Below are 24,098 nucleotides of genomic sequence, written 5' to 3'. Positions count from 1 at the left end.
TAGCCTTGCCACCTAACAAACAGAAAGTGAGGTTATGGGCAACCAGCCCGGTAAAATGTCACCTTGTACTCAGTAGAGGCTACATGGTAAAACAGGTTAGCTTATGGTATACTTATTTTTTACGGGCGAGCGTCGGGTGGGGGAGGATAGAACCGGATACAAGTCACGACCAATTTGCAGGCCGATTTCATTCAAATAACTGCTGTTGCTGGTGTCCTGCTTTGTTTTTTTATGAGCAGCGAATGTGTTATCTACCTGACAATAAGCCTCTTCAAACGTATCTTTCTGAATACCAGCTACGCTACTCCATTCTTTATGGAGCAACGAAAGAATATCAACGACAAGATCGTTTATTGTGCCAAGATCCTGTGAAACGCTGGCCGCTTTTAACGCTTCATATTTGTACTTGATCGTATCCTGCGTATCCATAACTAAGGTAGTTTGTAACTTATTGACTGACGAATTAATCAGGAGTCACTTATGTTGCCACTGTTTTTTACTATTTGTTGCTGTTCAGAGCTACACTATTTTTGATAGTACCTGATAATTCATGTTACTATGAGTGAGATCTATGAGCAGACGTATAAGGTTGATTCGCTACAGTTTTGTAATTTTACCAATTCTTTAATAGCATATTATTAGTCGGCCGTCTCGCCGTACGGTCTATCTTCTCATTAATTACTCACGTATCCATTGAATCTACCCGCTGACCATATACGCCTGTTATTTGGCCTGAAAATGCGCCAGATGCGATTAGACAAAGGCTTGTCAGTCAGTGAGCTGGCACAGCAGTCAGGGCTTTCGGTTTCGTACGTTACCGAGATCGAAAAAGGCCGGAAATACCCTAAAGCGGATAAGATAGCTGCGTTGGCCAATGCGATGCAAGTGGATTACGATACGCTGGTTTCGCTAAAACTAAGCAAAAAGCTAGAGCCAATCTCGGACTTGCTCCGCTCAAAGTTTCTGACCGAAATTCCACTCGAACTGTTCGGAATCGATCCTTCCGATCTGCTGGAGTTACTGGCTGAAGCCCCCGCCAAGGTGAGTGCCATGATCCGCACGTTCATGGACATTGCGCTGAGTTACAACATGAGCGTTGAGCGGCTGTACCTGGCCATGCTACGGTCATATCAGGAAATGCACGACAACCATTTTCCGGAGATCGAAGCCGACGCCGAGCGCTTTCTGAATGATTTTGCTCAGGCTGGGCAACCGGTCAGTGAAGCGTTGCTGATGAACTTACTCAAGACACGCTACGAAGTTCAGATCGAGTTTTTTGATCCGCTTACGCAACCCGAACTGGTATCCCTGCGCTCCGTGTTCCGCCCCGAACACCGCCGGTTATACCTGAATGTCGCCCTGTCGGGAGAACAACGGTCGTTTATTTTGGCGCGGGAGGTTGGCTTTCAGTATATGAATCTGAAAAACAGGCCCTATACGTATTCATGGGTCGAAGCCGAGTCGTTTGAACAGATCCTGAACAACTATAAAGCTTCGTATTTTGCGGGAGCGATTCTCATTCGGCGCGACGCACTCGTTGCCAGATTGACGGATTTATTTGCGCGTGATACCTGGAGTAACGAAGCTTTTTTACAGCTCATCGCCGATTTTGGCTCAACACCTGAGCGGTTTTTCTATCGGCTGAGCAACGTCCTGCCGAGCCACTTTGGTATCGACCAGTTATTCTTTTACCGCTTCAACCATACTGCCGGACAGTCTACGTTTCAGTTAACCAAAGAGATGCATTTGTCGCGTCAGCAAGGACCACGGGGTATTGTTGACGAACATTTTTGCCGACGGTGGATCGCCTGGACGATTTTGCAGGAACTCCAGTCTCTTCAGCAAACCAAAGGCTTTGACGAAACGCTTTGTCGGGCGCAACTCTCCGAATACGCCGATTCGGGTCTTCAGTACCTTATTGTTTCCGTCGCCCATCCGTTTCATTCCCAGACGCAGCAGAACATCAGTGTTTCCATGTGCTTTGCCGTGAATGACGCATTAAGGAGCAAAATGAAATTTATGAATACGGCATCGAACGAAGTTCCGCATCGGGTGGTCAACGAAGCCTGTGAACGTTGTGGCCTATTCGATTGTCGTGAACGAGTTGCCGCGCCAGTCGTATTGCAGAAGAAACGGCAATTTGCTGGCATGAAGAAGGCAATGGAAAAACTAAAATAAATTCAGAAACCAATTCGAGTTTGACACGAACGCCGTAGCGTATCCATAGACAAGAGTACCGATCTGCCAAAAATCGGTATGCATAGCGGGGCCGGGCCATTTTTCGAAATGGCCCGGCCCCGCTGTTTTTGACGGTTTATATCAGTAGAGAGGTTGGTTTTCGGGAACGCTTACTTGTCCGTCGCCTATTAAAGTCGTCGTGCCATTAGTATCCTATATTCAGATGTTTTTATTTGATAATCAGATAGTTATACCGATAAATCAAGAAAATGAAGTAGCAATAGTACTGCGCTATTACTTTGCTTATGAAGTTTTTGAGTGGGCTTATTGATCCATGCGTAAATCCGTACCATTGCCAGACTGACTGTTATCGCTGCTCGCGAAGCGAATAAAATAAGCTGTCTGGTTCGCAAACCTGGCTGTGTCGGTTTTGTAAACTGCGCCAGCGTCTTGGCCGACACCCTGAGGAAGTGGTACGGAATTGTTCACCGATCATACGCTCCAGTGATAACCTTTTCCCAAACCAAAAAAACATGGCAAATTCAGACGAGTTACGAGCCATTCAGGAAGCAATTGCCAGCTCAGGTCACACATGGACCGCTGGTTTTACATCGCTTAACAATTTATCGGAGGAGGAGCGCCGGAATTATCTAGGTTACGTCCCCGGTCCGAACGAGCCCAGCCTTGAAGAGCAGGAACAGATTGCAGCGGCCAATCTCGATGCGTATCAAGCGAATTTGGCAAGCAATGAAGCCATAATGGCACCCGCTTCTATAGATTGGCGGAATGTCAACGGGCAAAATTTTGTAACGGGTGTGAAAAATCAAGGTGGTTGCGGCTCCTGCGTGGCTTTTGGAACGGTTGCGGCCGTAGAAAGCCGCTTGAAAATCATTCGTGGGGCAGCCTATCCCGTTGATTTGTCGGAGGCTCATTTGTTTTACTGCATCGCCCGTTCGCAGGGGCGGACCTGCGGGGGAAGTTCGGGAGGCTGGTGGCCGGGTCCGGCGATGGACGGTTTTCGGGATATCGGAGTTACCGACGAAACGTGCTACCCCTATACAGCCGGTGACCAAAACTGCACCGGGCGCTGTGCCGACTGGGCCAACCGCGTAACCAAGATCAGCGGCTACACCCGATTGACCAACATCGCCGACATGAAGGACTGGATTTCCAAGAACGGTCCCATGGAAGCCTGTTTTACCGTATACGACGATTTTTACAGCTATAAGTCCGGCGTCTACAAGAAAACGTCGAATAAACTTGAAGGTGGCCACTGTGTCTGCATTATTGGCTACGATGACGGTGCCGGATGCTGGATCGCTAAAAATAGTTGGGGGACGGGCTGGGGGGACAACGGTTTTTTTAGAATCGGGTACGGACAATGTGGTATCGATTCGGAAATGATGGGGGCGAATTCCATTGTGGACACGCGCTGGATTAACACTAAAAAAGTGGTTGGCCTCTGGACGAAAAACGAAGAACGCAACGCCTGGGCTTATTTGTCGGACGAAGGTTGGAAGAAAATTTCCAACAACAACGATGATGGGTTCATCAACACGCTGACGCAGCTTGCAACCGCTAAAATTACCAACGCGGACGTGAATGTGTACGTCGATAATGGTTTGATTACCACTGCTTACGTATTTTAAAAAAATAATTCTTAACATGTCTAAGAAAATGACATCTCCCCAGAAAAATCCGCCTACCGATGGCGCCGTCACCGTTGCCGTGAACGGTACGCCACCATCCCTTCCAATCAGTGAGTCCAGTAAATCAGCCCTTGATGTTATGACGGCTCCCTCGCTGACTCCTCCGACTTCCGCTAGTCAGAACGATGCTATCGGAGCGGCTGTCTGGAATACGGATAAGCGAGTCAACGGTTTGTACACGACGTTCAATGCCCGCAACTCCTGGATGAGTATCAACGGAACAGGCTGGGTAAAGCTAACGACCAATACCGATGCGGCCTGTGAAGCCATGACTATACTGGCATCGGCTGCCCGTGCGAAAAATTCAAGAATCGATTACGCCATCGACGCTGGTGTAACGACGGAAATTTACGTGTGGTAACGGTCTTTTGCGAAAACTACAGCTTTCGACGCCTAATCGGATAACAGACGGAGGTGACTACAGGGTGTGCCTTTAACCTTATGAAAACAATTCAAGTGACCGATAGCGTCAGTCAAGAGACGATTGCTGTGGCGGAAGGCGATCAGATTGAGTTGCGGCTCGAAGAGACCCCCACTACCGGGTACCGCTGGGAAATAACTCAGATAAACAACGAGCAGCTAACCATTGTCGATAACGCGTATACGCTTTACGAATCGGCTGGCATTGGGGGAGGAGGCATCAGAACGGTGCACATTCACGTACTGCGGGTGGGAACCGGGCAACTGGTACTCGAAAACCGTCAGTCCTGGAGCAACGACGTTTACAAATCCTTCACGCTGTTTTACCAGCCTGAGTAGGTGTACTAGTTCTAAAAAAAGTAAACCCGATCCGCTGGCGGATCGGGTTTATTGACAACAACGAATGCAGGTGCTTACGCGTTCTGCTTCATCCGAATGATGTTCAGAGCAGCACCGGCTTTGAACCACTCGATCTGACCTTCGTTGTAGGTGTGGTTAACCAGGAACTCGTCCGTGGTACCATCGGCGTGATGCAGCACGATTTCGAGCGGGCGACCTGGAGCAAATTCGGTCAGTCCTTCGATGTCGATGACATCGTCTTCCTGAATCTTGTCGTAATCGGCAGGATTCGCGAAGGTCAACGCCAGCATACCTTGTTTTTTCAGGTTCGTTTCGTGAATCCGGGCGAATGAACGCACCAGGATCGCCCGAACGCCCAGGAAGCGTGGCTCCATAGCGGCATGTTCGCGCGATGAACCTTCACCGTAGTTTTCGTCACCAACCACAATCGAACCAACGCCAGCCGCTTTGTAAGCCCGCTGTACGGCTGGAACTTCGCCGTACTCGCCCGTCAGTTGGTTTTTCACGCTGTTGGTTTTCTCGTTGAAGTAGTTCACCGCACCGATCAGCATGTTGTTCGAGATGTTGTCGAGGTGACCACGGTATTTCAACCACGGACCTGCCATCGAAATATGGTCAGTCGTACACTTGCCTTTCGCTTTAATCAGCAGTTTCAGACCCGTTAGATCAGTACCTTCCCAGGCTGCGAACGGAGCCAGCAGTTGCAGACGATCCGAGGTTGGGCTAACGATAACCTGTACCCCTGAGCCATCGGCTGCCGGAGCCTGATAACCAGCATCGTCAACGGCATAGCCTTTAACGGGCTGCTCGATACCTTGTGGCTCGTCAAGCATAACCTGCTCACCTGCTTCGTTGGTCAGCGTATCGGTCATCGGGTTGAACGTCAGATCACCCGCAATTGCCAATGCCGTTACAATTTCAGGCGAGGCTACGAACGCGTGCGTGCTGGCGTTACCGTCGTTCCGTTTCGCGAAGTTCCGGTTGAATGACGTAATAATCGAGTTCTTACGGGTTGGATCGTCCATATGACGTGCCCATTGACCAATACAAGGACCGCAAGCGTTCGCCAGGACGACACCACCGATTTCTTCGAACGTATCCAGCAGACCGTCACGCTCAGCCGTGAACCGAACCAGTTCTGAACCCGGCGTTACCGTGAATTCAGCTTTCGTTTTCAGGTTCTTCGCTGTTGCTTGTGCCGCTACCGAAGCCGAACGGGTCATGTCTTCGTAGCTCGAGTTGGTGCACGAACCGATCAGACCTACTTCAAGTTTCTCAGGCCAGTTGTTTTCTTTTACGGCTTTCGCAAAGTTCGACAGAGGCCACGCAAGATCGGGCGTGAACGGACCGTTGATGTGCGGCTCCAGTTCCGATAGGTTAATTTCGATTAATTGATCGTAATACGTAGCCGGATCAGCGTATACTTCTTCGTCCGAACGAAGATCAGCTTTTACGGCAGTCGCTGCGTCGGCAATATCGGCGCGGTTTGTAGCGCGCAGGTAATCGGCCATCTTTTCGTCATAAGCGAAGATCGAGGTAGTCGCACCGATCTCAGCACCCATGTTACAGATCGTTCCTTTACCCGTTGCTGACAAGCTTTCAGCCCCTTCGCCAAAATACTCAACGATGCAGCCCGTACCACCTTTTACGGTCAGGATACCAGCTACCCGCAGGATAACGTCTTTCGCTGACGCCCATCCGCTCAGTTTACCGGTTAACTTCACGCCAATCAGTTTCGGCATCTTCAGTTCCCAGGCCAGACCAGCCATCACGTCGCAGGCATCCGCACCACCAACACCGATAGCGATCATACCCAGACCACCCGCGTTTGGCGTGTGTGAGTCCGTACCGATCATCATACCACCCGGAAACGCGTAGTTCTCAATCACGACCTGGTGAATGATACCGGCGCCGGGCTTCCAGAAGCCAATGCCATATTTATTGGAAATAGACGACAGAAAGTCGTATACTTCTTTGTTTTTGCTCTTAGCAATATCCAGATCTTTGTCAGCACCTACTTCGGCCTGAATGAGGTGGTCACAGTGAACAGTTGACGGAACGGCTACCTGAGGCCGACCTGCCTGCATAAATTGCAGCAGAGCCATTTGAGCCGTAGCATCCTGCATCGCTACCCGGTCGGGTGCAAAATCCACGTAGGCCTTACCCCGCTCAAACGCCTGCGTGGGCGTTCCGGCAAACAGGTGGCTGTATAAAACCTTTTCCGACAAGGTCAGCGGTCTGCCCACTGCCTTCCGGGCTGCTTCGACGCGTTCGCCGAGGTTTGCGTAAACGCGCTGAATCATGTCTAAATCAAAAGCCATAGCAAATAAGATAACGGGGTTACTAAAAAAGGTATACTCTATAGAAATAACCAAGGAATTCACAAAATGGATTCCTGTTCGTGGCTCAAAATTAGAAGATTCTGTCGCGTTTTGGAAATAATCTGACAATGAGTCGTTAGAGTCCTTATCGAGACGTAAACAGTTTGCCCGTTTCCTCGGTTTGTTCAATGCTAAGCAATAAACCGTTTATTCCTCTATTCTACTTATTGAAACTGCGTACCTTTGTTCGTCTCCGATCTTTTAACATCAGTACACAGACACCCTAATTTTATGATCAAAAAAAACACACTCTTCTCAATGGTAGCCTTTCTGGCACTAGGAATGTCGTTTATGTCGTGCAAAGACGAAGAGAACCCAACCACTGTTCCCAGTACGACAACACCAACAACCACGCGTCTGGTGGCAACCCTAAACGGTGCCAGTGAGAAACCGACGTCAACCACATCAGCTGCTACCGGTAATTTCGTTGGCGATCTGAACACGACGACGCGGGTGCTCAGCTACACGCTTACTTATACGGGTCCGTTCTCGTCATCGCTGACGGGTGGGCATTTGCACCGGATCACGAACGCAAACGGTACTGGTCCCATCGACGTTCAGTTTAATAGCCTTACATCGCCAATCACGGGAACGACAGCTGCTTTGCCACAGGCGAAAGTGGATAGCATGCTGAACGGATTCTACTACGCAAACCTGCACACTACGCTCTACCCTGCCGGGGAGATTCGGGGTGATATCAAAAAACAGTAGTGACTGAAAAGGGTTGATGTGGGCGTGTAGACGTCTTTTTACATCAGCCCTTTTTGTTTCTTTATCCCATTAAGGCTGACCAGGAAGAGACGAGGACTAACTCAAACACTTCCTTTGTCGATTCAGGAAAATAAGGAATCCCACTTGCTACCCGTGCGCATCATGCGTCACAGCTATCTCTATTCGGTGTAGATCGTTCTGCTAAGCCAGCCGGATAGTAGATTATGTAGCCCTTCCTGACCACACGCATGGCTTGGCGTTGGTAAATAGCCGGATTGTAGATTTCTTAGACCGTCTCCGACTCTTCACAAATACTCAGATACCTTCATAAACGCTTCACCAAAAAAAATCGGTGGAAAAATAAACCAAATGGCATTCTGTTCCGCTCAGAATGCAAACGGTTGCGGCATCGTTTGCATAAAAATCGTCGCCATTATCAAGGATTTTGTCAGCTGATTCTTGCGAATAGTTGTATAATTCGGGTAATATTCAGGAAAAAGCCAGTGATTGAGGTAGTTCAAGCGGGTAGATTACCGACGACAAAAATTGGATTTACCAGAGAAAACAGCCTTTCATTAGCATCAACTATCATACTTTACCCATGCAGGTACGTTACGCAATTGGACCAAACGAAACCCGTCGTTTAGATACGAATGACCTTCGAGAGAACTTTCTGATTGAAACTCTTTTTGTTGCCGACACCGTGCAACTGTGTTATAGCCATTTCGACCGGGTTATCGTCGGTGGTGCCAAGCCCGTTGACACATCGATAGAACTGCCAACCTACAGCGAACTGAAAAGCGATTACTTTTTAGAGCGACGTGAACTGGGGGTGATCAATGTGGGGGGCGCTGGAACCATTCAGGTCGATGGGCAAGCGTACGAACTAGGTAAACTGGATTGCTTATACATCGGGCGCGGAAGACGTCACATCATGTTTGGGAGTCAGAACGCCAACGATCCGGCTCTTTACTACTTGCTGTCAGCTCCGGCACATACGAGTTATCCAACGCAGAAAGCGGCACAGCAGGATGTGTTTTCGGCACCGATGGGATCGAAAGAAGGTGCTAACGAACGGGTGATCTACCGCTACATTCATCGCGATGGGTTGCCGAGTTGCCAACTGGTGATGGGGCTTACTATTCTCCAGCCGGGTAGTGTCTGGAATACGATGCCTGCCCACGTTCACGACCGGCGGATGGAAGCTTACTTTTACTTCGATCTCGACCCGGCCCACCGGATTGTTCATCTGATGGGACAACCCACCGAGACCCGGCATTTGCTGGTCGCCAATCATCAGGCCGTTCTATCGCCACCGTGGTCCATCCATTCAGGTTGCGGCACAACGAACTACTCATTTATCTGGGGTATGGCGGGTGAAAATACAGACTACGCCGACATGGACATGACAGCCATTGCCGATCTGCGGTAACATAACAGACTTTCCTAACTCTCATTTTTTATGAAACGTTTTTTCATTATTCCCTTAGCCTTGCTAACCTTTTCCGTCGCGGCTCAGTCGCCCATCGACGTTGACAAAGAGTTTGCGTTTGCCGCTCAGCAGTATGAAGGCATGCTGAAAACCCACCCTGATACCACCAAATTTCCCCAATCGACCAATCCTGACGGGAGCATCCGCAATATGAAGTCAGACTGGTGGTGCAGTGGATTCTTCGGAGGGTCGTTATGGTATTTGTACGAGCGGACCAAGACCCCGGCCTTGAAAGAAGCAGCTCACAAATGGTCGATGGCGGTAGCGAAGGAACAGTACAATACGGGTACGCACGACCTCGGCTTTATGCTGTATTGTCCGTTTGGAAACGGGTATCGCTTAACCAAAAACGAAGCGTATAAGCCGATTATGCTGACCGGAGCCAAGTCGCTGGCCACTCGTTTTGATCCTAAAGTGGGGGTGATCAAGTCGTGGAATAAATTTCAGAACTACAATTACCCGGTGATCATCGACAATATGATGAATCTGGAATTTCTATTCTGGGCCGCCAAAGAATCCGGTAACAAAGAGCTACGTAACATCGCCATTACGCACGCCGATAACACCCTGAAAAATCATTTCCGACCTGATCATAGCAGCTATCACGTAGTTTGTTATAACTCAGATGGAACCGTAGCCGATAAGAAAACAGCACAGGGAGCGGCTGATAATTCGGCCTGGGCGCGTGGACAGGCGTGGGGTTTGTATGGCTATACGGTGATGTACCGCGAAACGAAAGACAAAAAGTATCTGGAGCAGGCCCGGCATATTGCCGATTTTTATCTAAATCACCCAAACTTGCCAGCAGACAAGATTCCGTACTGGGATTTCAATGCGCCTAACATACCAAATGAGGAGCGTGATGCGTCGGCGGGAGCTATTGCGGCTTCGGCGCTGCTTGAATTATCGACCTACGGTGGTCCTTCGGCCAAAACGTATTACCAATCGGCAGTAAAGATGCTGCAAAGTCTGGCGAGTCCGGCCTATAAAGCTAATGCAGGAGAGAACAACAACTTTATCCTGAAGCATAGCGTGGGCAACAAACCCGGCAAGAGCGAAATTGATACGCCCCTGATCTACGCAGATTACTATTTTCTGGAAGGGCTGCTACGCTATGATGCCCTCCGTAAAAAATCAGCGTACAAATCGTAACCGTTCGAGAGCCTCTGAGATGATCGCTGATCGTCTCAGAGGCTCTCGGAGTTACTCAGAAATCTCAAATGAATAGGTTATTTCGGCGGATGGACGGAATTGAGCCGTTGCCGAGCAGTATTTATCCATCGATAGATCGATAGCTCGTTTGACTTTATCCTCGCTTAGCTGGCCTTTCAGCAAATAAGTGATATGTATTTTCTTGAACGGTGCGGGCGTAGCGCCTTTCTCCCGAAGACCGTCCACCTTTAAACGAAAGTCCTCGATAACCTGCTTTTGTTTTTGAAGGATAAGAATGACATCAATAGCCGAGCAACCCGCAAGTCCCATCAGCAGCATTTCCATCGGGCGCGCGCCCGCGTTATGGCCACCAATATCCGTTGCTGCGTCGATGTGCTGGGCTACCCCCGATGTGCCGACGGCTTCAAAGTGAAAGGCATCGTCAACACGAACAAGTTCTACCTGCATGGTATTAAATTCTTGGACGGCGTCAACTGGTTGTGAATCAAGCATCGTACTTTTTGCGTTTATAGCGTAGAGTTTGTATTTTCACCGCACGGGCGGCTTCGTAATTCAAACAACCCATATCATGTCCGAGAAATTCACCGACGATCTCTTTGATCTAAAAAATGACAGGCGGCTGAGCGTCTACCTTTACCGGGCGGGCTTTGCTTGCTGGCTGCTTTATATTGTGTCGGGGGCGCGGTTCATGCATTCGGTGAGTATGTACCGTACCGATTTTGGGGTGTTCTCGTTTTTTTTGATGGTAATGGGACTGTCAGCATCAATGATTTACGACTACTATCACCATCCGCTTGAGTTCGCTCAGAAAAAGAAGTGGCTTGCCTTTAGTTATTTAGTACTTGCTGTGTTGGTGTACATTTTTGTTCTGCACAACGAACCGGTATCACTCGACCACTTATTCGGATCAGGTTTGTTTTAGTGCTATTTATCCTTATTTCAACACCTTCGTAATCTCGTTTAGTTTTTCCATTTTTTGAACGAAGTCGCCTTTCAACTGATTGCGAATGGCGGTCAGGTTATCGAGGGTTTCCTGTAAACTATCGGGTAGAATATCTTCGAGTACTTCTCGGAACCGTTTGGCAAAGGTGGGCGACTTGCCGTTGGTCGAGATAGCGATTTTCAGATCTCCCTTCTTCACAACCGAACTTAGGTAAAAGTCGCACAGGTCGGGTGTATCGGCTACGTTGACCAGAATCCGTCTGGATTTACAATCGGCCTGAACCTGTCGATTAACGTTCTTATCGTTGGTTCCGACGATGACCAGATCTTTATCGGCCAGGAACAACTCGTGGTAAGGCTCCTGAATCAGCTCTAGCTTGGGGTATTTTTGGGCTAATTCCTGGATCTCGGAGCGGATTTCGGGGGCAACCAGCGTAATACGGCCATTCGGTGAATTGCCGAGCAGAGCCGTTAACTTTTCCAGTCCTACATAACCACCACCCACAATGAGCGTATGCAGGTTTTCAGCTTTGACAAAAATAGGGAATAGCGTATTCATAAAAATAGTCGATAGTTGTTCGTCAACAGTCGTTTGTAGTAGGGACTAACAAACTTACGGTATTAACGAACGACTATCGACTAGTATAAATGAAGTTCTTTTTTAGAACTTAACACCCAAATTGACGCCTAGAATCCGGCGCTTAGTGTTGCTGACGTTGTTCAGCACATCTGCAAATCCATAGTGGTAAACAAAATCAAGGAACAGCGGACCCGCGTCAAAACCAATGTTAGCCAAACCGTTGACGGTTGCTGCGGCAAAATCGCTTTGAGAAAAGTTGAATGCGTTGTTGTTTACGCCCAGCGGAGCCGAGTATTCAGCCCCAATCTGAAGGCGAACACCGGAGATACCCCGCTCTGATTGCGCGATCTTCACACCGATATACGCAGGAACGTGAATGTATTTTTGATCTACGTTAGAGGTAATATCGCTGATACCATTTACCTGACCATCGCCAGCCCGGAAAAAGTCGGAACTAGATGTGAGGTATTCGGCCCCAATCTGACCGTAAACGCGGCCACCACCCCGTACAAAGAAGCCTAGTTGGTAACCTAGCCGACCGCTCAGATTATTGCCTTGCACATCCTCGCCCTCAAACCGGGTTGAGTTGGCACCCGCATAGATTCCCAGCGTAAAATTCTTGTAGTTTTCCCGACGCTGCTTCCGCTCTTCAACTTCTACACTACGTTGGCCATCTTCGAATCCTTCATCGTACGCTTTACTTAGATCGCGCTCGTCGAACATGCGACCGTAGTTCCGGCTATTTCCCATCCGGTCTTCGTAGCGATTGTCGTACCGGCGGTTATCGTCGTTTCGCTGATTAAATTCCCGTCGTTCGTCGATACGCTCTTCGTACATTCGGCGTTCGTCCCGACGCGATGGGCGGTAATCTCGATCGTAGCGGTCATTGTAAGAATTTTGCTGGCCTAAAGCCAAGCCTGCACTGCACACTCCTGCCAGTAGCAATGCTGCATTTAGTGATTTTTTCATAACGTGTTGAGTTGAGCAAAAGGTATATACCTGTGTTTTCTTACAACTATGTCGCCTTATTGAATGTTTGGCTTATTTGTGGTTCGTCACGGATGAGGCCGTAAACCAGCGATACTAGTCATAAAAAAGCCGCCCCTGAAAGAGACGGCTTTGTCTGTTGATGAAGAACCTATGATTAGAATTTGAAGCCTACGCTTGCGCTCAGAATCCGGCGCTGCGATCCTGCAAATCCTGTGTTGCGGTTGATAACGTCGCTGAAGCCGTGGTGATACGTTAGATCAAGGAAAACAGGACCTGCATCAAAACCTAACTGACCTAAGCCGTTGAACGTACCGTTTTTGAACTCTAGGTTGTTCAGGTTACCGAATGAGTTGCTGCTCGATCCAATCTGGTTCGCGTATTCAACACCCACTTGCAGACGTACTGCCGAAATACCACGATCTGATTCGACCAGTTTGTAACCGATGTAAACTGGAACCTGGATATACTTGAGATTGATCCGGTCTTTAATGTCAGATACCGACTGACCTGAGCCTGCTACGAAATAGTTCGAGCTAGATGCGAAATATTCAGCACCGATCTGGCCGTAAAGACGACCACCACCCCGCACGAAGAAACCAGCCTGATAACCCAAACGACCTGTCAGATTTTCGCTGCCACCACCGGTATTGATTGACTCACCTTTAAATTTGGTTGTGTTCAGACCTGCGTAGATACCAAATACGAAGTTTTTGTAATCGTTGGTTTTTTTGTCGCGCGCCGTGGTCGTGTAGGTGTCAGTCGTAGTTGTTGTTGTAGCACCCGTGTTGTTGTAGCTGTTCGTCGAAGGTGTCGTCGAATAGGTACTGTTGGCATTCATGTTCGACGTGTTCTCCGATGACGTTGTGGTGGGCGTCGTCGAATAGGTACTGTTTGTCTCGGTCGTTGGAGACGAATTGTAAGATGATGTAGTCGTCGAATAAGCATTTGTAGTGCTTTGTCCGTTCGCCAGACCAGCACATAGCAGACCAGCTGCGAGTAGTGTAATTTGAGCTTTCATAATTTTTCTACAGCGTTGAGTTGTATAAAAAAAGGGTGTAATTTGTATTACACCCCATTAACAGCCCTGTTACAAACAATGTTTTTAGATTTTTCCAATTTGTTCGGATTGCGGACCGTTAGGTTTCTAAATTTTATGGTGAACTGGAAACTTTAATCTGTATAAAATACACAAAGAAATAAATCTGGCAGTTTGATCATCTTCTCATAGGAGGATAAACAATATTTTTGACCTGTTTTTTGAGAAAATGCTTTTTTGACGCTTACAGCCAGTTTTTTTCTATTCGTTGCGTAATTTTTTAAACGCATTGATCAAACCATTGGTCGAGCTGTCGTGAGTATTAACGGGAGCGTCGTCCTGTAATTCGGGTAAAATTCGGCTTGCCAACTGCTTTCCTAACTCTACGCCCCACTGATCAAAACTGTAAATATCCCAGATGACACCCTGCGTGAAAATCTTGTGCTCGTAAAGCGCAATCAGGCTGCCCAAGGTGCGAGGGGTGAGTTTTTTGAACAGAATCGAATTGGTTGGCCGGTTACCGGAGAATTCCTTGAATGGGGTCAGGAAAGCAACCTCTTCGTCGCTTTTGCCCGCTTTACGCAGTTCATCCCCGGCTTCTTCCGCATTTTTGCCGTTCATCAGCGCTTCCGTCTGCGCGAAGAAGTTAGCCAGCAAAATCTTGTGGTGGTCGCCAATGGGCCGCTGACTGATGGCCGGAGCCAGAAAATCACAAGGAATCAATTTCGTGCCCTGGTGGATAAGCTGGTAAAACGCGTGCTGACCGTTGGTGCCGGGTTCACCCCAGATGATCGGACCCGTTTGCCAGTCAACCGGCTGGCCATCGCGGTCGACCGATTTACCATTACTTTCCATATCGCCCTGCTGGAAATAAGCCGCAAAGCGGTGCATGTACTGGTCATACGGAAGAATTGCTTCGGTCTGAGCGCCGAAGAAATTGTTGTACCAGATGCCGACTAGAGCCAGCACCACGGGTAAGCTTTGCTCGGCGGGGGTGTCCCGGAAGTGCAAATCCATTGCGTGACCACCTTCCAGCAGCTCTTCAAAGTTATCGAAGCCAATGTACAAGGCAATTGACAAGCCGATAGCCGACCAAAGCGAATAGCGTCCGCCAACCCAGTCCCAGAAACCAAACATGTTGGCCGGATCGATACCAAATTTTTCTACCGCAGCCTTGTTTGTCGAAAGAGCGGCAAAATGTTTGGCAATAGCTGTTTCATCCTTTGCCGTATCGAGGAACCACTGCCGGGCGGTTTGGGCATTGGTCATTGTCTCCTGCGTCGTAAAGGTTTTCGAGGCAATCAGAAACAGCGTCGTTTCAGGCTTAACCGTCTGTAGCGTTTCGTAGATATGCACACCATCCACGTTCGACACAAAATGGACCCGCAGATCAGGGCTCGCGTACGGTTTCAGCGCTTCGGTTACCATGACCGGGCCCAGGTCCGAACCGCCGATGCCAATGTTGACGATGTCGGTAATAGCTTCGCCCGTGTAGCCTTTCCACTCACCCGACCGAATGCGCTCGGAAAACTCTTTCATGTGATCCAGCACTTCGTTTACCTCCGGCATCACGTCCTGACCGTCGACCAGCACGGGCGTGTTCGAACGATTGCGTAGGGCTACGTGGAGTACGGCGCGGTCTTCGGTCCGGTTGATTTTGTCGCCCGAAAACATGTTGCGGATTGCTTCCGATAAACCTGCCTGTTCGGCCAGCTGGAGCAGTAGTTCAAAGGTTTCGTCGGTGATACGGTTCTTGGAGAAGTCAAGCAGGATGTCTTCAAACTGCCGGGTAAACTTCGGAAAGCGCTCGGTATCGTCGGCGAACAAGTCGCGGAGATGCCTGTTTTTCAGTACGTCGTAATGAGCCTGTAGTTGAGCGTAGGCCGGGAGACTCGTAAAGCGATGATTCGGAAGCATAGGAAAGAAAGTTTTCGGTTTACAGGTTTACGATTATAATTTCTGGTGCGATGCCCGGTCCGGATTTTTACAAAATAGTCCAGCCTGGCTAGCAACCCATTGAAAACGACAACGTCAACCAGCAAACTCATTTTGTCGGCGCGAATATCGTATTTCCCACGCAATCTTTTTCCGGATAAATCGGTTTCCTTGTAAACTGGTCTAATTATCGAATTACCTTTACGGTATGAATACTATCTCGACCGATACGCTCTTCGACTACTACCGCTGGCAGGTTTCGCTGCCCGCTGACGCTCAACGGTATCAACAGAACCAACCTTACCCGCATATTGCGCTAGAGAATTTTCTGGAACCTGCGGCAGCCGAACGAGCACTCGCGTCTTTTCCTGCCGTCGGTGACGCGGGCTGGATTCATTACGTTCATGTAAATGAGAAAAAGCACGGTCTAAACAAGATGGACTTGCTGCCATCTGCCATTCAGGACGTTATTCGTGAAATGAACTCGCCCCGCTTTGTTGCTTATTTGAGCAAACTCACGGGTATTCCAAACCTGCTTCCGGACGATTCGCTTGAAGGAGGAGGGTTACACCAATCGAAGCGGAATGGCTTTCTGAATGTGCACGCCGATTTTACGGTTCACCCGCACAAGCGTAACTGGCGTCGGCGCGTAAATCTGCTTATCTACCTCAATCACGACTGGAAACCTGAATACCGGGGTGATCTTGAACTGTGGGACCGACAGATGAAGGGAGTAGTGCAAAAGATAGCCCCTATCTTTAACCGGTGCGTTGTTTTTAATACCGACGAAGATTCGTACCACGGTCTGCCCGATCCGATTCTGTGTCCGGAAAATATGACCCGCAAATCGATCGCGCTCTACTATTTTACGGAAGAATCGGTAACGCCGACGCTGCGTGCTACCAATTACAAAGCCCGCCCGGAAGATGGTGCGAAAGCGATTTTGATCTGGTTGGATAAAAAGCTGGTGGCTACTTATACGACGGTCAAACGGGCGCTGGGTATCGATGACGCATTTGTTAGTAATATCCTTAACCGGCTGAGTGGCAAGAAGTAAGACGTGTTGATTAGTAGCTATTGGTCAACAAAACTGGTTCGAACAAACTCTATGGAGGTGATGCCTCAAACATTTTTACTTACTTTTACAGCCCTGTTCACCCACGTGGACAGGGCTTTTTTGTGTAGCGTATGAATCAAAAACTGTTTTACTCGCTGCTATTTGCGGTGGCGGGCGCGTTGTTGTTTATTCCCTTTCTGGGAGGTGTCCGGCTTTTCGATTGGGACGAAATTAATTTCGCAGAATGCTCGCGCGAAATGGTTGTGCTAGGCGACTACCTGCGGGTGCACGTCGATTTTAAGCCGTTTTACGAGAAACCACCGTTTTTCTTCTGGTGCCAATCGCTGATGATGAATTTGTTTGGTACCAATGAGTTTGCCGCTCGTTTGCCGAATGCTATCTGCGGGATTATTTCGCTCATCTATTTATATAATCTGGGGGCAAAACTGCACGGTCATCGGTTTGGACTGATTTGGGCGCTGACGTACTTAGGCTCGGTTACACCACACTTGTATTTTCGGTCCGGCATCATCGACCCGTTCTTCAACCTGTTTATTTTTATCGGATTAGTCAATCTGATCTTTGCCTCCTGGAAGCGGGAAGGAACCGCCAGTAATCTGCTGTTGCCAAGGGGCGTGTGGGGCTACTTATTTATTGGCGGCTTCGTGTTGGGGATGGGCGTAAACACAAAGGGACCGGTCGCCTACCTGATCGTGTGTCTGACGTTAGGCGTTTATTGGATATTGAGCCGTTTTCGCTGGTTTATTACACCCGTCCAGTTTTTGTTTTATTCGCTGTCGGCAACGCTCGTATCAGTGGCCTGGTACGGTCTTGAGACGTTTTTGCACGGTCCGGTTTTCATCACCGAATTTATCAAATATAACTTCCGCCTGTTCAGCACCCCTGACGCCGGTCACGCTGGTTTTCCGGCTTACCACTTCATTATCTTGTTGGTTGGCTGCTTTCCAGCGTCGATTTTTGCCATTCGGGGGTTTGGCTCGCTGATGATTGAACGAAACTACCAGCGCGAGTTCCGGCGGTGGATGCTCATTTTGTTCTGGGTCGTGTTGATTCTTTTCAGCATTGTACAATCCAAGATTGTTCACTACTCGTCGATGTGTTACTTCCCGCTGACGTACATAGCGACGTTGACACTGATCCACCTCGAAACAAATAAGATCCGGTTCAACAACTGGCTTCGGGCGGGCCTCATTGTGATTGGTGGAATTTATGTCCTGGCGACAATTGGCTTACCGATTTTGGCTCATCACATGGACATCGTTAAATCCGTGGCTGATCAGGATGCGTTCACACAGGCAAATTTGAACGCAAAAATCAATTGGACAGGCTGGGAGGTAATACCGGGTGTGTGGTTGCTTGTTATACTGGTATTGAGTCTAACCTGGTTCAACCAGCGGCAGACCGACCGGGCCATTGTCGTTTTGTTTGGCGGAATGGCCGTGTTCATCACCCTCACGTTATGGTTTTTTATCGGTCGCATCGAAGGTATTTCGCAGGATGCGGCTATGCGCTTTTTTGAGCGGGCGCAGGGACAGGACGTTTACGTAAAAACCTATGGGTATCGGAGTTATGGACCATTTTTTTACACACAGAAACCGGCCGTCACGAACCCTAATTATTATGACGAAAACTGGCTGTTACGCGGCAAGATTGACAAAGACGTGTGGTTCATCAAGAAGAACGTCGAAACTCAGACCCCGCTTGATTCCTTGCCAGACATCAAGAAGACGGGTGAAGAGAACGGATTTGTATTCTACATAAGAAGGCACAAACCCTAGGTACATAAGCAAAAGAGCCAGTTTTATGCTGGCTCTTTCGTTTGTATAAATATGAAGTGACTAGTTGTTTGCGCTCTTAACAGAATCACGAACGGCTTCGCGGTAGTCTTTGCGAGCTGAGTCTAGTTCGCTTTGTTCTTCCATTACTTTAGCCGTGTCACCTTCGTTCTGGGCTTCGATAACGTCTTCTTTCTGATCTTGAACTTCTTCAGCCTTGTTTTCTTTTTTCGAATCACAGCTCATTAGCGATGTAGCACTCAAGAAGGCAAAGCCCACTGCCAGTATAAATTGTTTGCTTTTCATTATTGTTAGATTGTTACAGCCTAATAACCGTCAACTTTTTATTTTGTTTTCGGGTAGGTAGCAGAATTAACATATAAGTCACAAACAGATCTCGGCCAGGCGGTCTTCGTCCATCACGAAGACGTTGAAATCTACTTGCCCGCGAATGCCCTGCACCCAGCCATTTTGACTGTGCTGCCAGAGATATAAATAGTCGGGATCGTAAGATCGAAGATGTTTGGTTGAATAATCGGCAATCCAGAGGGGATAGTCGTCCAGATTACCTTTGATGTATCGCTTATAAAGATTGCCATTAGTATAAATAATCGGCCTAGCCTTGTAGTGTTCTTCAATTGTAGCCAGCCATTGGCGTAGACCATTAATAATCGTTTCGTCAGATTGACCATTGGTAACCTCAAAATCGACGACGGGTGCAAAGTCACCAGTGGCTAGTTCGACGTGACGGATAAAATTCTGAGCCTGTTTAAGCGGGTCACGGGTGGGGTGGTAAAAATGGTAGGCTCCCCGGCGCAGCGCTGATTTTTTAGCCTCGCGCCAATTTTTATCGAAGTGTTTATCCGTCATTGTAGCACCTTCCGTCGCCTTGACAAAAACGAACTGCAAACGTACGCCCTCGGCTTCCATCTGCCTCACTCGCTTCCAGTTGATCCGGTCATTGTGCCGCGATACATCGATACCGTGAATGCCGTAGCGCATGGGCAAGCGAATACCAAAAGCCTGAACAAACCGCCAGTCCATATCCTCTCGCCGATAGGCTCTAAAGATCAGATAGCCCAAGAGCAACACCATGAAGGCCGCTATCCAGAGACCATACCGCCGAAAAATGATGCTGATCAAAACGCGTATCTTCATGAAGAGGTACTTACTTTTTTAGACGAAATTACAGGTTTACAATTGAATGAGCGAACATAAAAAAACCTCCTGCAAGTTTGCAGGAGGCCGAATCATATGGAATGGCTAGACCTGGATTAGTCGTGGCCTTCAAGTTTAACCAGTTTGTTATACAAGCCCAAAAGTAGGAACGGTGCTGCCCATTGTCCAACAAAGAGGCTACGCTTCTGATCACCTTGGTATTGCAAAAACAAAGACACGGCCATTGAACCCAGTGCCGACCATAGGAACAGGTCAGATGGTAATTTAGCGGTTTGTTCCTCGATGGCAGTGGCTACTGGACCTTCTTTATGTTCTGGATTGGAGTTTTGTAACTTAGACATAACGTTGATATGTTTGGTTGATAACGAAGGCTTAACCAGCAAGCAAAAAGGTTTGTTTGAATCGGGGGTTAGTCTTTGAGCAATAAAACAAAAGTCGTTAGGCATCGGCCAGATACTGTCCCAACAACAGTACTTCTTGACGATACCTAACGACTTTTCGTTTAAAGAAATTTATTTATTCGGCTGTGGCGTTGTGCGCAGGTAAGGTTTCACAAACGTTACACCTTTGGGGAATTTTTCTTCCAGCTGATCGTTCGTTACCGCTGGCGTAACAATAACGTCGTCACCTTCCTGCCAATCTGCGGGGGTAGCCACCTGGTAGTTAGCCGTCAGCTGCAACGAGTCGATAACGCGCAGCAGTTCATTGAAGTTACGGCCCGTTGATGCCGGGTAGGTCAGCGTTAACTTGATTTTCTTATCGGGGCCAATCACAAACACCGAACGAACCGTTGCTTTTTCGCTGGCATTCGGGTGAATCATATCGTAAAGCGTTGCCACTTGACGGTCCGCATCGGCAATAATTGGGAAGTTTACCTCTGACCCTGTTACATCCTTAATGTCAGGCGTCCAGCGGTTATGTGACTCCAGATCGTCTACCGAAACAGCGATGACCTTCACGTTACGCTTACCAAATTCATCCTTTAATAACGCTGTTCTGCCCAGCTCAGTGGTGCAAACAGGAGTAAAATCGGCGGGGTGCGAGAAAAGCATTCCCCATGAATTACCGAGCCACTCATGAAATTGAATGTGACCTTGGGTTGTATCGGCCTCAAAATCGGGGGCAATGTCTCCTAAACGAAGTGACATAGTTGAGATGGTTTTATTGATTAACTCGATATACTTAATATAGTAGTAATGAAATGGAAAAACCGGCTTATACGACCGGTTTCTCGATGTAAACGTAGAAAAGATTTTCCTAGTTCGCAATGCGTTGATTCATCTCATTCGAAAAGCGCGGAGCATTTTCAAATAAGTTTTTCCTCAACCGCGATTCGAACCAGCTCGGCAGCATTGCGGACCTGTAAGCGACGCATCATGTTGGCGCGGTGGTTGTCGACCGTACGAACGCTCAACTGGAGTCGTTCCGCAATTTCCCGGCTGCTCATCCCATCGACCAGGAATTGCAGAATCTCCTTCTCCTTGTTCGATAAGCGGGAGGGTTGAACCTCCCGGCCTTGTTTGCTGCCTTTCTTAAGTTGCTGCATGTAGCCGCTTAATATAATGGAAGCCACCGGCGAGCTGTAGTACTTTTCGCCACCAGCGATCATGCGTATCGCTTTGATCATTTCGTCCGAGGAAGAGTCTTTGAGGATATAGCCATAGGCTCCGGCTTCTACCGAGCGCAGGATGTAATCTTCATTGTTGTGCATCGACAGCATTAAGACCCGCACACTCTTATACAGTCGGCTGATAACCTGTGTTGTTTGAATACCCGACATACCGGGCAGAGAAATGTCCATAAGGACCAGATCGGGCTGATGCGTTTTGAGCTTTTCTAACGCTTCTTCGCCATCGTTGGCTTCATCGATAATTTCCAAGCCATCGGCCTGTTCCAACAACAGCCGAATCCCATCGCGGACAATCGAATGATCATCCACAAGCATTAATTTAATTGGCGTCATAGTGCGCAGATTGCATCTTGTACGGTATACTAACTTGTACTTTTGTACCTTTTCCGGGTACCGAATTAATTTTCAACTTGCCGTTGAGCAGTTTTGCCCGTTCCTGCATGTTGTGTAAACCCTGCGATGGAGCACGGCCATCTTGGGTTTGGTGCGAAAGCTTCGAACGCTGGTTCTCCGGACGAAATCCCCGCCCATCATCGCTGACGATCAGGTGTACGTAGTTCTGGCGTTCGATCAACTCAATATGAATATGTGAAGGATGTGCGTGACGTACTGCATTACTTATGGCTTCCTGCGTAATGCGGTACAACATAATCTCCACATTTTTATCTAAACGCGGATCATCGGCTGTAAGGTTCGATTCGAAAGTTACATCTATTGTTTCACTACGATCATTTTCGGCCAGCATTTTGATGGCTGGAATAACCCCAAAATCGCTTAAAACCGTCGGCATCAAATTATTAGAGATCGTACGGGTTTCTTGAATAGTTTGGGTAACCAGTTTCTTAAGGTTACTAATATTTTTAGAGTGGGCCGTTAGATCACTTGTTCCCTGTTGAGCCGCTCGCTTGAGACCCGCTTCCAAACCCTCAATCTGAAGTTTGATCGCCGTTAGCATCTGCCCCAATCCATCGTGTAATTCCCGCGATAACCGTTTCCGCTCATCTTCCTGGCCAGCCATTAAATATGATGTGCGTAATTTTTGTTCGTCCATTTCCTGCTGGTATTGAAGCCGGGTCGCTTCGAACAGTTTCTGCCGCGTTTCGCTGAGCGATTTGTTTACGCTCAATAACTGTTTATTGGCTATACTAGCCTGTTGTTCTGCTTCAATTAGTTGGGCAATGGTCTGCTTCAGACGGCGTGTGGCAGGACGGAAGATAAGTACCCCAATACCTAGCAGTACCAGTATTGAAACTATATACAGATAAAGCTCAATCGATTCGAGTCGCGTAAGCTGATTGCGAAGATCCCCCGTATGTTGACGTACGATAGCGTCAATCTCTTCCAGAAATGGTTTCTCGTTGGCCAGAAGCAATTTTAAACTGGCCTGTACGTCAGGCTGTACCACTTCGTCTGGACTACGGAGGTTTATCAAGCGCCTAATGCTGCGCTGAAAGGCCGTGAATTCAGGATTGATCTCATTGTAGAGTACCTGTACGTTAGCCGAGTTGGGAATCGTTACGTTGTGATCGCTTACTTTACCTTCACGACTTTGCAGATGGTACCGTTCAAACGTGGTGAATACGTGACGTAATTCCGAAAGGTTCTGGTCGAAGTTAGCCCGTTCGTTGATATCAGTTACCTGAAGTGCCTGCTTGACAATCTGCTGGCTTTGATGTCGTTGTAAAGCGGTGTACCGAATAATCCACAGTTCATCCTGTACCGTGCTAAGACGCCACTGCGTGAGAATTTGCCCCCCGGTAAGCAGCACAGCGAGGACAACAAATAAAGTTACATACAGGCGCGTAAACCGAAATGGAATTGCCTGGTCGTTTTTTGTGTTATCGTTGAGTAGTTCGGACACCGTCAGTTGGATCGAAGCAAATAATTGAGTAAATGTAGTAAATTTCGTAATTTTACTTCACACTTGTCACATACTGTGTATAACGCCATGAACCGCTTACTCGTTGCTCTGCTATTCGCCAGTTTTGTTGCATTTTCTTTCCGGCCGCTGGAACCCGTCAGCCCAGGCCGTGGAGTCACTTCAAAGACCGTTGCTGCGGCTGCTGAGCCAGTGAAACTGTCGTGGGAGGTCTTACGCGATGTTACTTTCAAAAAGAAATGGTACGCTGAAGAATCAGTATACATGCTTTATCCAACATTCGGACAAGGTATCCAAAAGCTTAACGGCAAAACCGTCGAGCTGACCGGCTACGTCTTACCCGTCGATCTGGAGTCAAACCTGTACGTACTGTCGGCTTTCCCCTACAGCGCGTGTTTCTTCTGCGGAGGAGCGGGTCCTGAGTCGGTGGTGTCGCTAAAGTTTAAGAAAGCAGGCAAGAAGTTCAAGACGGACGAGCGCCGGACTTTTCACGGAACGCTCAAGCTGAACGCTGACAATATCTACGAACTGAACTACATCCTGGCTGATGCCGAGATGGTTGAGCAATAGAAAAAGTTTATTAGTCAATACAAAAGCCCGGAGGACACATAGTCTTCCGGGCTTTTATTTTTATCACTGTTCTACTTGTC

Annotated in this window: 24 protein-coding genes; 11 read left to right on the top strand and 13 right to left on the bottom strand. The window is 48.3% G+C overall.

Features of this window, described 5'->3' with window-relative positions; translation table 11 throughout:
• Positions 1 to 96 precede the first annotated feature (96 nt).
• The gene (locus M0L20_RS03560; RefSeq protein WP_232559484.1) at positions 97 to 429 is read right to left on the bottom strand and encodes a hypothetical protein; all 333 of its coding nucleotides are present in this window, start codon (positions 427 to 429) and stop codon (positions 97 to 99) included.
• A gap of 264 nt (positions 430 to 693) precedes the next feature.
• On the opposite strand from M0L20_RS03560, the gene M0L20_RS03555 reads away from it, so the two are divergent.
• The 4 genes from M0L20_RS03555 (at position 694) to M0L20_RS03540 (ending at position 4,646) form a co-directional block, all read left to right on the top strand.
• Complete coding sequence (locus M0L20_RS03555) at positions 694 to 2,178, top strand: helix-turn-helix domain-containing protein (RefSeq protein ID WP_232559483.1); 1,485 nt, start codon at positions 694 to 696, stop codon at positions 2,176 to 2,178.
• 533 nt (positions 2,179 to 2,711) lie between these two features.
• Positions 2,712 to 3,827: a C1 family peptidase gene (locus M0L20_RS03550; protein WP_248475749.1), complete on the top strand. Its 1,116-nt coding sequence runs from the start codon at positions 2,712 to 2,714 to the stop codon at positions 3,825 to 3,827.
• Between the two features lie 16 nt (positions 3,828 to 3,843).
• Positions 3,844 to 4,248 (top strand): hypothetical protein, encoded by a 405-nt coding sequence (locus tag M0L20_RS03545; protein ID WP_248475748.1) that lies wholly within the window; start codon positions 3,844 to 3,846, stop codon positions 4,246 to 4,248.
• 80 nt (positions 4,249 to 4,328) lie between these two features.
• Positions 4,329 to 4,646 (top strand): protease inhibitor I42 family protein, encoded by a 318-nt coding sequence (locus M0L20_RS03540; protein ID WP_248475746.1) that lies wholly within the window; start codon positions 4,329 to 4,331, stop codon positions 4,644 to 4,646.
• A 74-nt stretch (positions 4,647 to 4,720) separates the two neighbouring features.
• Here the strand turns inward: M0L20_RS03540 and M0L20_RS03535 are convergent, their stop codons facing one another.
• Positions 4,721 to 6,988 (bottom strand): aconitate hydratase, encoded by a 2,268-nt coding sequence (locus tag M0L20_RS03535; protein ID WP_248475744.1) that lies wholly within the window; start codon positions 6,986 to 6,988, stop codon positions 4,721 to 4,723.
• A gap of 294 nt (positions 6,989 to 7,282) precedes the next feature.
• On the opposite strand from M0L20_RS03535, the gene M0L20_RS03530 reads away from it, so the two are divergent.
• The 3 genes from M0L20_RS03530 to M0L20_RS03520 all read left to right on the top strand — a co-directional run bounded on the left by M0L20_RS03530 (position 7,283) and on the right by M0L20_RS03520 (position 10,403).
• Entirely contained in the window at positions 7,283 to 7,759 is a 477-nt protein-coding gene (locus M0L20_RS03530) for a CHRD domain-containing protein (protein WP_248476596.1), read from the top strand.
• Positions 7,760 to 8,360: 601 nt separating this feature from the next.
• Positions 8,361 to 9,191 carry a 5-dehydro-4-deoxy-D-glucuronate isomerase gene (kduI, locus tag M0L20_RS03525; RefSeq protein WP_248475743.1) on the top strand — a complete coding sequence of 277 codons (831 nt, stop codon included), beginning with the start codon at positions 8,361 to 8,363 and terminating at the stop codon, positions 9,189 to 9,191.
• A 30-nt stretch (positions 9,192 to 9,221) separates the two neighbouring features.
• The gene (locus M0L20_RS03520; RefSeq protein ID WP_232559477.1) at positions 9,222 to 10,403 is read left to right on the top strand and encodes a glycoside hydrolase family 88 protein; all 1,182 of its coding nucleotides are present in this window, start codon (positions 9,222 to 9,224) and stop codon (positions 10,401 to 10,403) included.
• A gap of 51 nt (positions 10,404 to 10,454) precedes the next feature.
• Here M0L20_RS03520 and M0L20_RS03515 read toward each other — a convergent pair whose 3' ends face one another.
• Positions 10,455 to 10,871, bottom strand: a complete 417-nt coding sequence (locus M0L20_RS03515; protein ID WP_248475742.1) for an OsmC family protein — start codon at positions 10,869 to 10,871, stop codon at positions 10,455 to 10,457.
• Between the two features lie 121 nt (positions 10,872 to 10,992).
• Here M0L20_RS03515 and M0L20_RS03510 point away from each other — a divergent pair, with 121 nt between their 5' ends.
• Positions 10,993 to 11,346, top strand: a complete 354-nt coding sequence (locus M0L20_RS03510) for a hypothetical protein (RefSeq protein ID WP_232559475.1) — start codon at positions 10,993 to 10,995, stop codon at positions 11,344 to 11,346.
• A gap of 12 nt (positions 11,347 to 11,358) precedes the next feature.
• Here the strand turns inward: M0L20_RS03510 and M0L20_RS03505 are convergent, their stop codons facing one another.
• From M0L20_RS03505 to pgi, 4 genes are all read right to left on the bottom strand, one after another.
• Positions 11,359 to 11,925: a precorrin-2 dehydrogenase/sirohydrochlorin ferrochelatase family protein gene (locus M0L20_RS03505; RefSeq protein ID WP_232559474.1), complete on the bottom strand. Its 567-nt coding sequence runs from the start codon at positions 11,923 to 11,925 to the stop codon at positions 11,359 to 11,361.
• A gap of 102 nt (positions 11,926 to 12,027) precedes the next feature.
• Entirely contained in the window at positions 12,028 to 12,915 is an 888-nt protein-coding gene (locus tag M0L20_RS03500; protein WP_248475741.1) for a hypothetical protein, read from the bottom strand.
• Between the two features lie 175 nt (positions 12,916 to 13,090).
• Positions 13,091 to 13,954 (bottom strand): PorT family protein, encoded by an 864-nt coding sequence (locus M0L20_RS03495; protein WP_248475739.1) that lies wholly within the window; start codon positions 13,952 to 13,954, stop codon positions 13,091 to 13,093.
• A gap of 279 nt (positions 13,955 to 14,233) precedes the next feature.
• On the bottom strand, positions 14,234 to 15,889 hold the full coding sequence (pgi, locus tag M0L20_RS03490) for a glucose-6-phosphate isomerase (RefSeq protein ID WP_248475737.1): 1,656 nt from the start codon (positions 15,887 to 15,889) through the stop codon (positions 14,234 to 14,236).
• Between the two features lie 226 nt (positions 15,890 to 16,115).
• Here pgi and M0L20_RS03485 point away from each other — a divergent pair, with 226 nt between their 5' ends.
• The gene (locus tag M0L20_RS03485; RefSeq protein WP_248475735.1) at positions 16,116 to 16,964 is read left to right on the top strand and encodes a 2OG-Fe(II) oxygenase; all 849 of its coding nucleotides are present in this window, start codon (positions 16,116 to 16,118) and stop codon (positions 16,962 to 16,964) included.
• Between the two features lie 131 nt (positions 16,965 to 17,095).
• A complete protein-coding gene (locus M0L20_RS03480) occupies positions 17,096 to 18,763 on the top strand; it encodes an ArnT family glycosyltransferase (RefSeq protein WP_248475733.1) in 1,668 nt (555 codons plus the stop codon).
• Between the two features lie 60 nt (positions 18,764 to 18,823).
• Here M0L20_RS03480 and M0L20_RS03475 read toward each other — a convergent pair whose 3' ends face one another.
• From M0L20_RS03475 to M0L20_RS30300, 6 genes are all read right to left on the bottom strand, one after another.
• Positions 18,824 to 19,066: a hypothetical protein gene (locus M0L20_RS03475; RefSeq protein WP_232559468.1), complete on the bottom strand. Its 243-nt coding sequence runs from the start codon at positions 19,064 to 19,066 to the stop codon at positions 18,824 to 18,826.
• Between the two features lie 78 nt (positions 19,067 to 19,144).
• A complete protein-coding gene (locus M0L20_RS03470) occupies positions 19,145 to 19,918 on the bottom strand; it encodes a glycoside hydrolase family 25 protein (protein WP_248475732.1) in 774 nt (257 codons plus the stop codon).
• 116 nt (positions 19,919 to 20,034) lie between these two features.
• On the bottom strand, positions 20,035 to 20,280 hold the full coding sequence (locus M0L20_RS03465) for a hypothetical protein (protein ID WP_232559466.1): 246 nt from the start codon (positions 20,278 to 20,280) through the stop codon (positions 20,035 to 20,037).
• 171 nt (positions 20,281 to 20,451) lie between these two features.
• Positions 20,452 to 21,087 (bottom strand): peroxiredoxin, encoded by a 636-nt coding sequence (locus M0L20_RS03460; protein WP_232559465.1) that lies wholly within the window; start codon positions 21,085 to 21,087, stop codon positions 20,452 to 20,454.
• Positions 21,088 to 21,245: 158 nt separating this feature from the next.
• Positions 21,246 to 21,902: a response regulator transcription factor gene (locus tag M0L20_RS03455; RefSeq protein ID WP_483012342.1), complete on the bottom strand. Its 657-nt coding sequence runs from the start codon at positions 21,900 to 21,902 to the stop codon at positions 21,246 to 21,248.
• Entirely contained in the window at positions 21,889 to 23,430 is a 1,542-nt protein-coding gene (locus M0L20_RS30300) for a sensor histidine kinase (protein WP_248475730.1), read from the bottom strand. The genes M0L20_RS03455 and M0L20_RS30300 overlap by 14 nt, the downstream gene beginning before the upstream one ends.
• Before the next feature lie 87 nt (positions 23,431 to 23,517).
• Between M0L20_RS30300 and M0L20_RS03445 the strand changes: the two genes are divergently transcribed.
• The gene (locus tag M0L20_RS03445; protein WP_248475729.1) at positions 23,518 to 24,018 is read left to right on the top strand and encodes a DUF3299 domain-containing protein; all 501 of its coding nucleotides are present in this window, start codon (positions 23,518 to 23,520) and stop codon (positions 24,016 to 24,018) included.
• The last annotated feature ends 80 nt before the right edge of the window (positions 24,019 to 24,098 follow it).

The sequence above is a fragment of the Spirosoma liriopis genome (assembly GCF_023196085.1).
Taxonomy (GTDB): Bacteria; Bacteroidota; Bacteroidia; order Cytophagales; family Spirosomataceae; genus Spirosoma; species Spirosoma oryzicola.
Note: the sequence above shows the minus strand (reverse complement) of the source record. Positions and strands in the feature narration are given on the sequence as shown.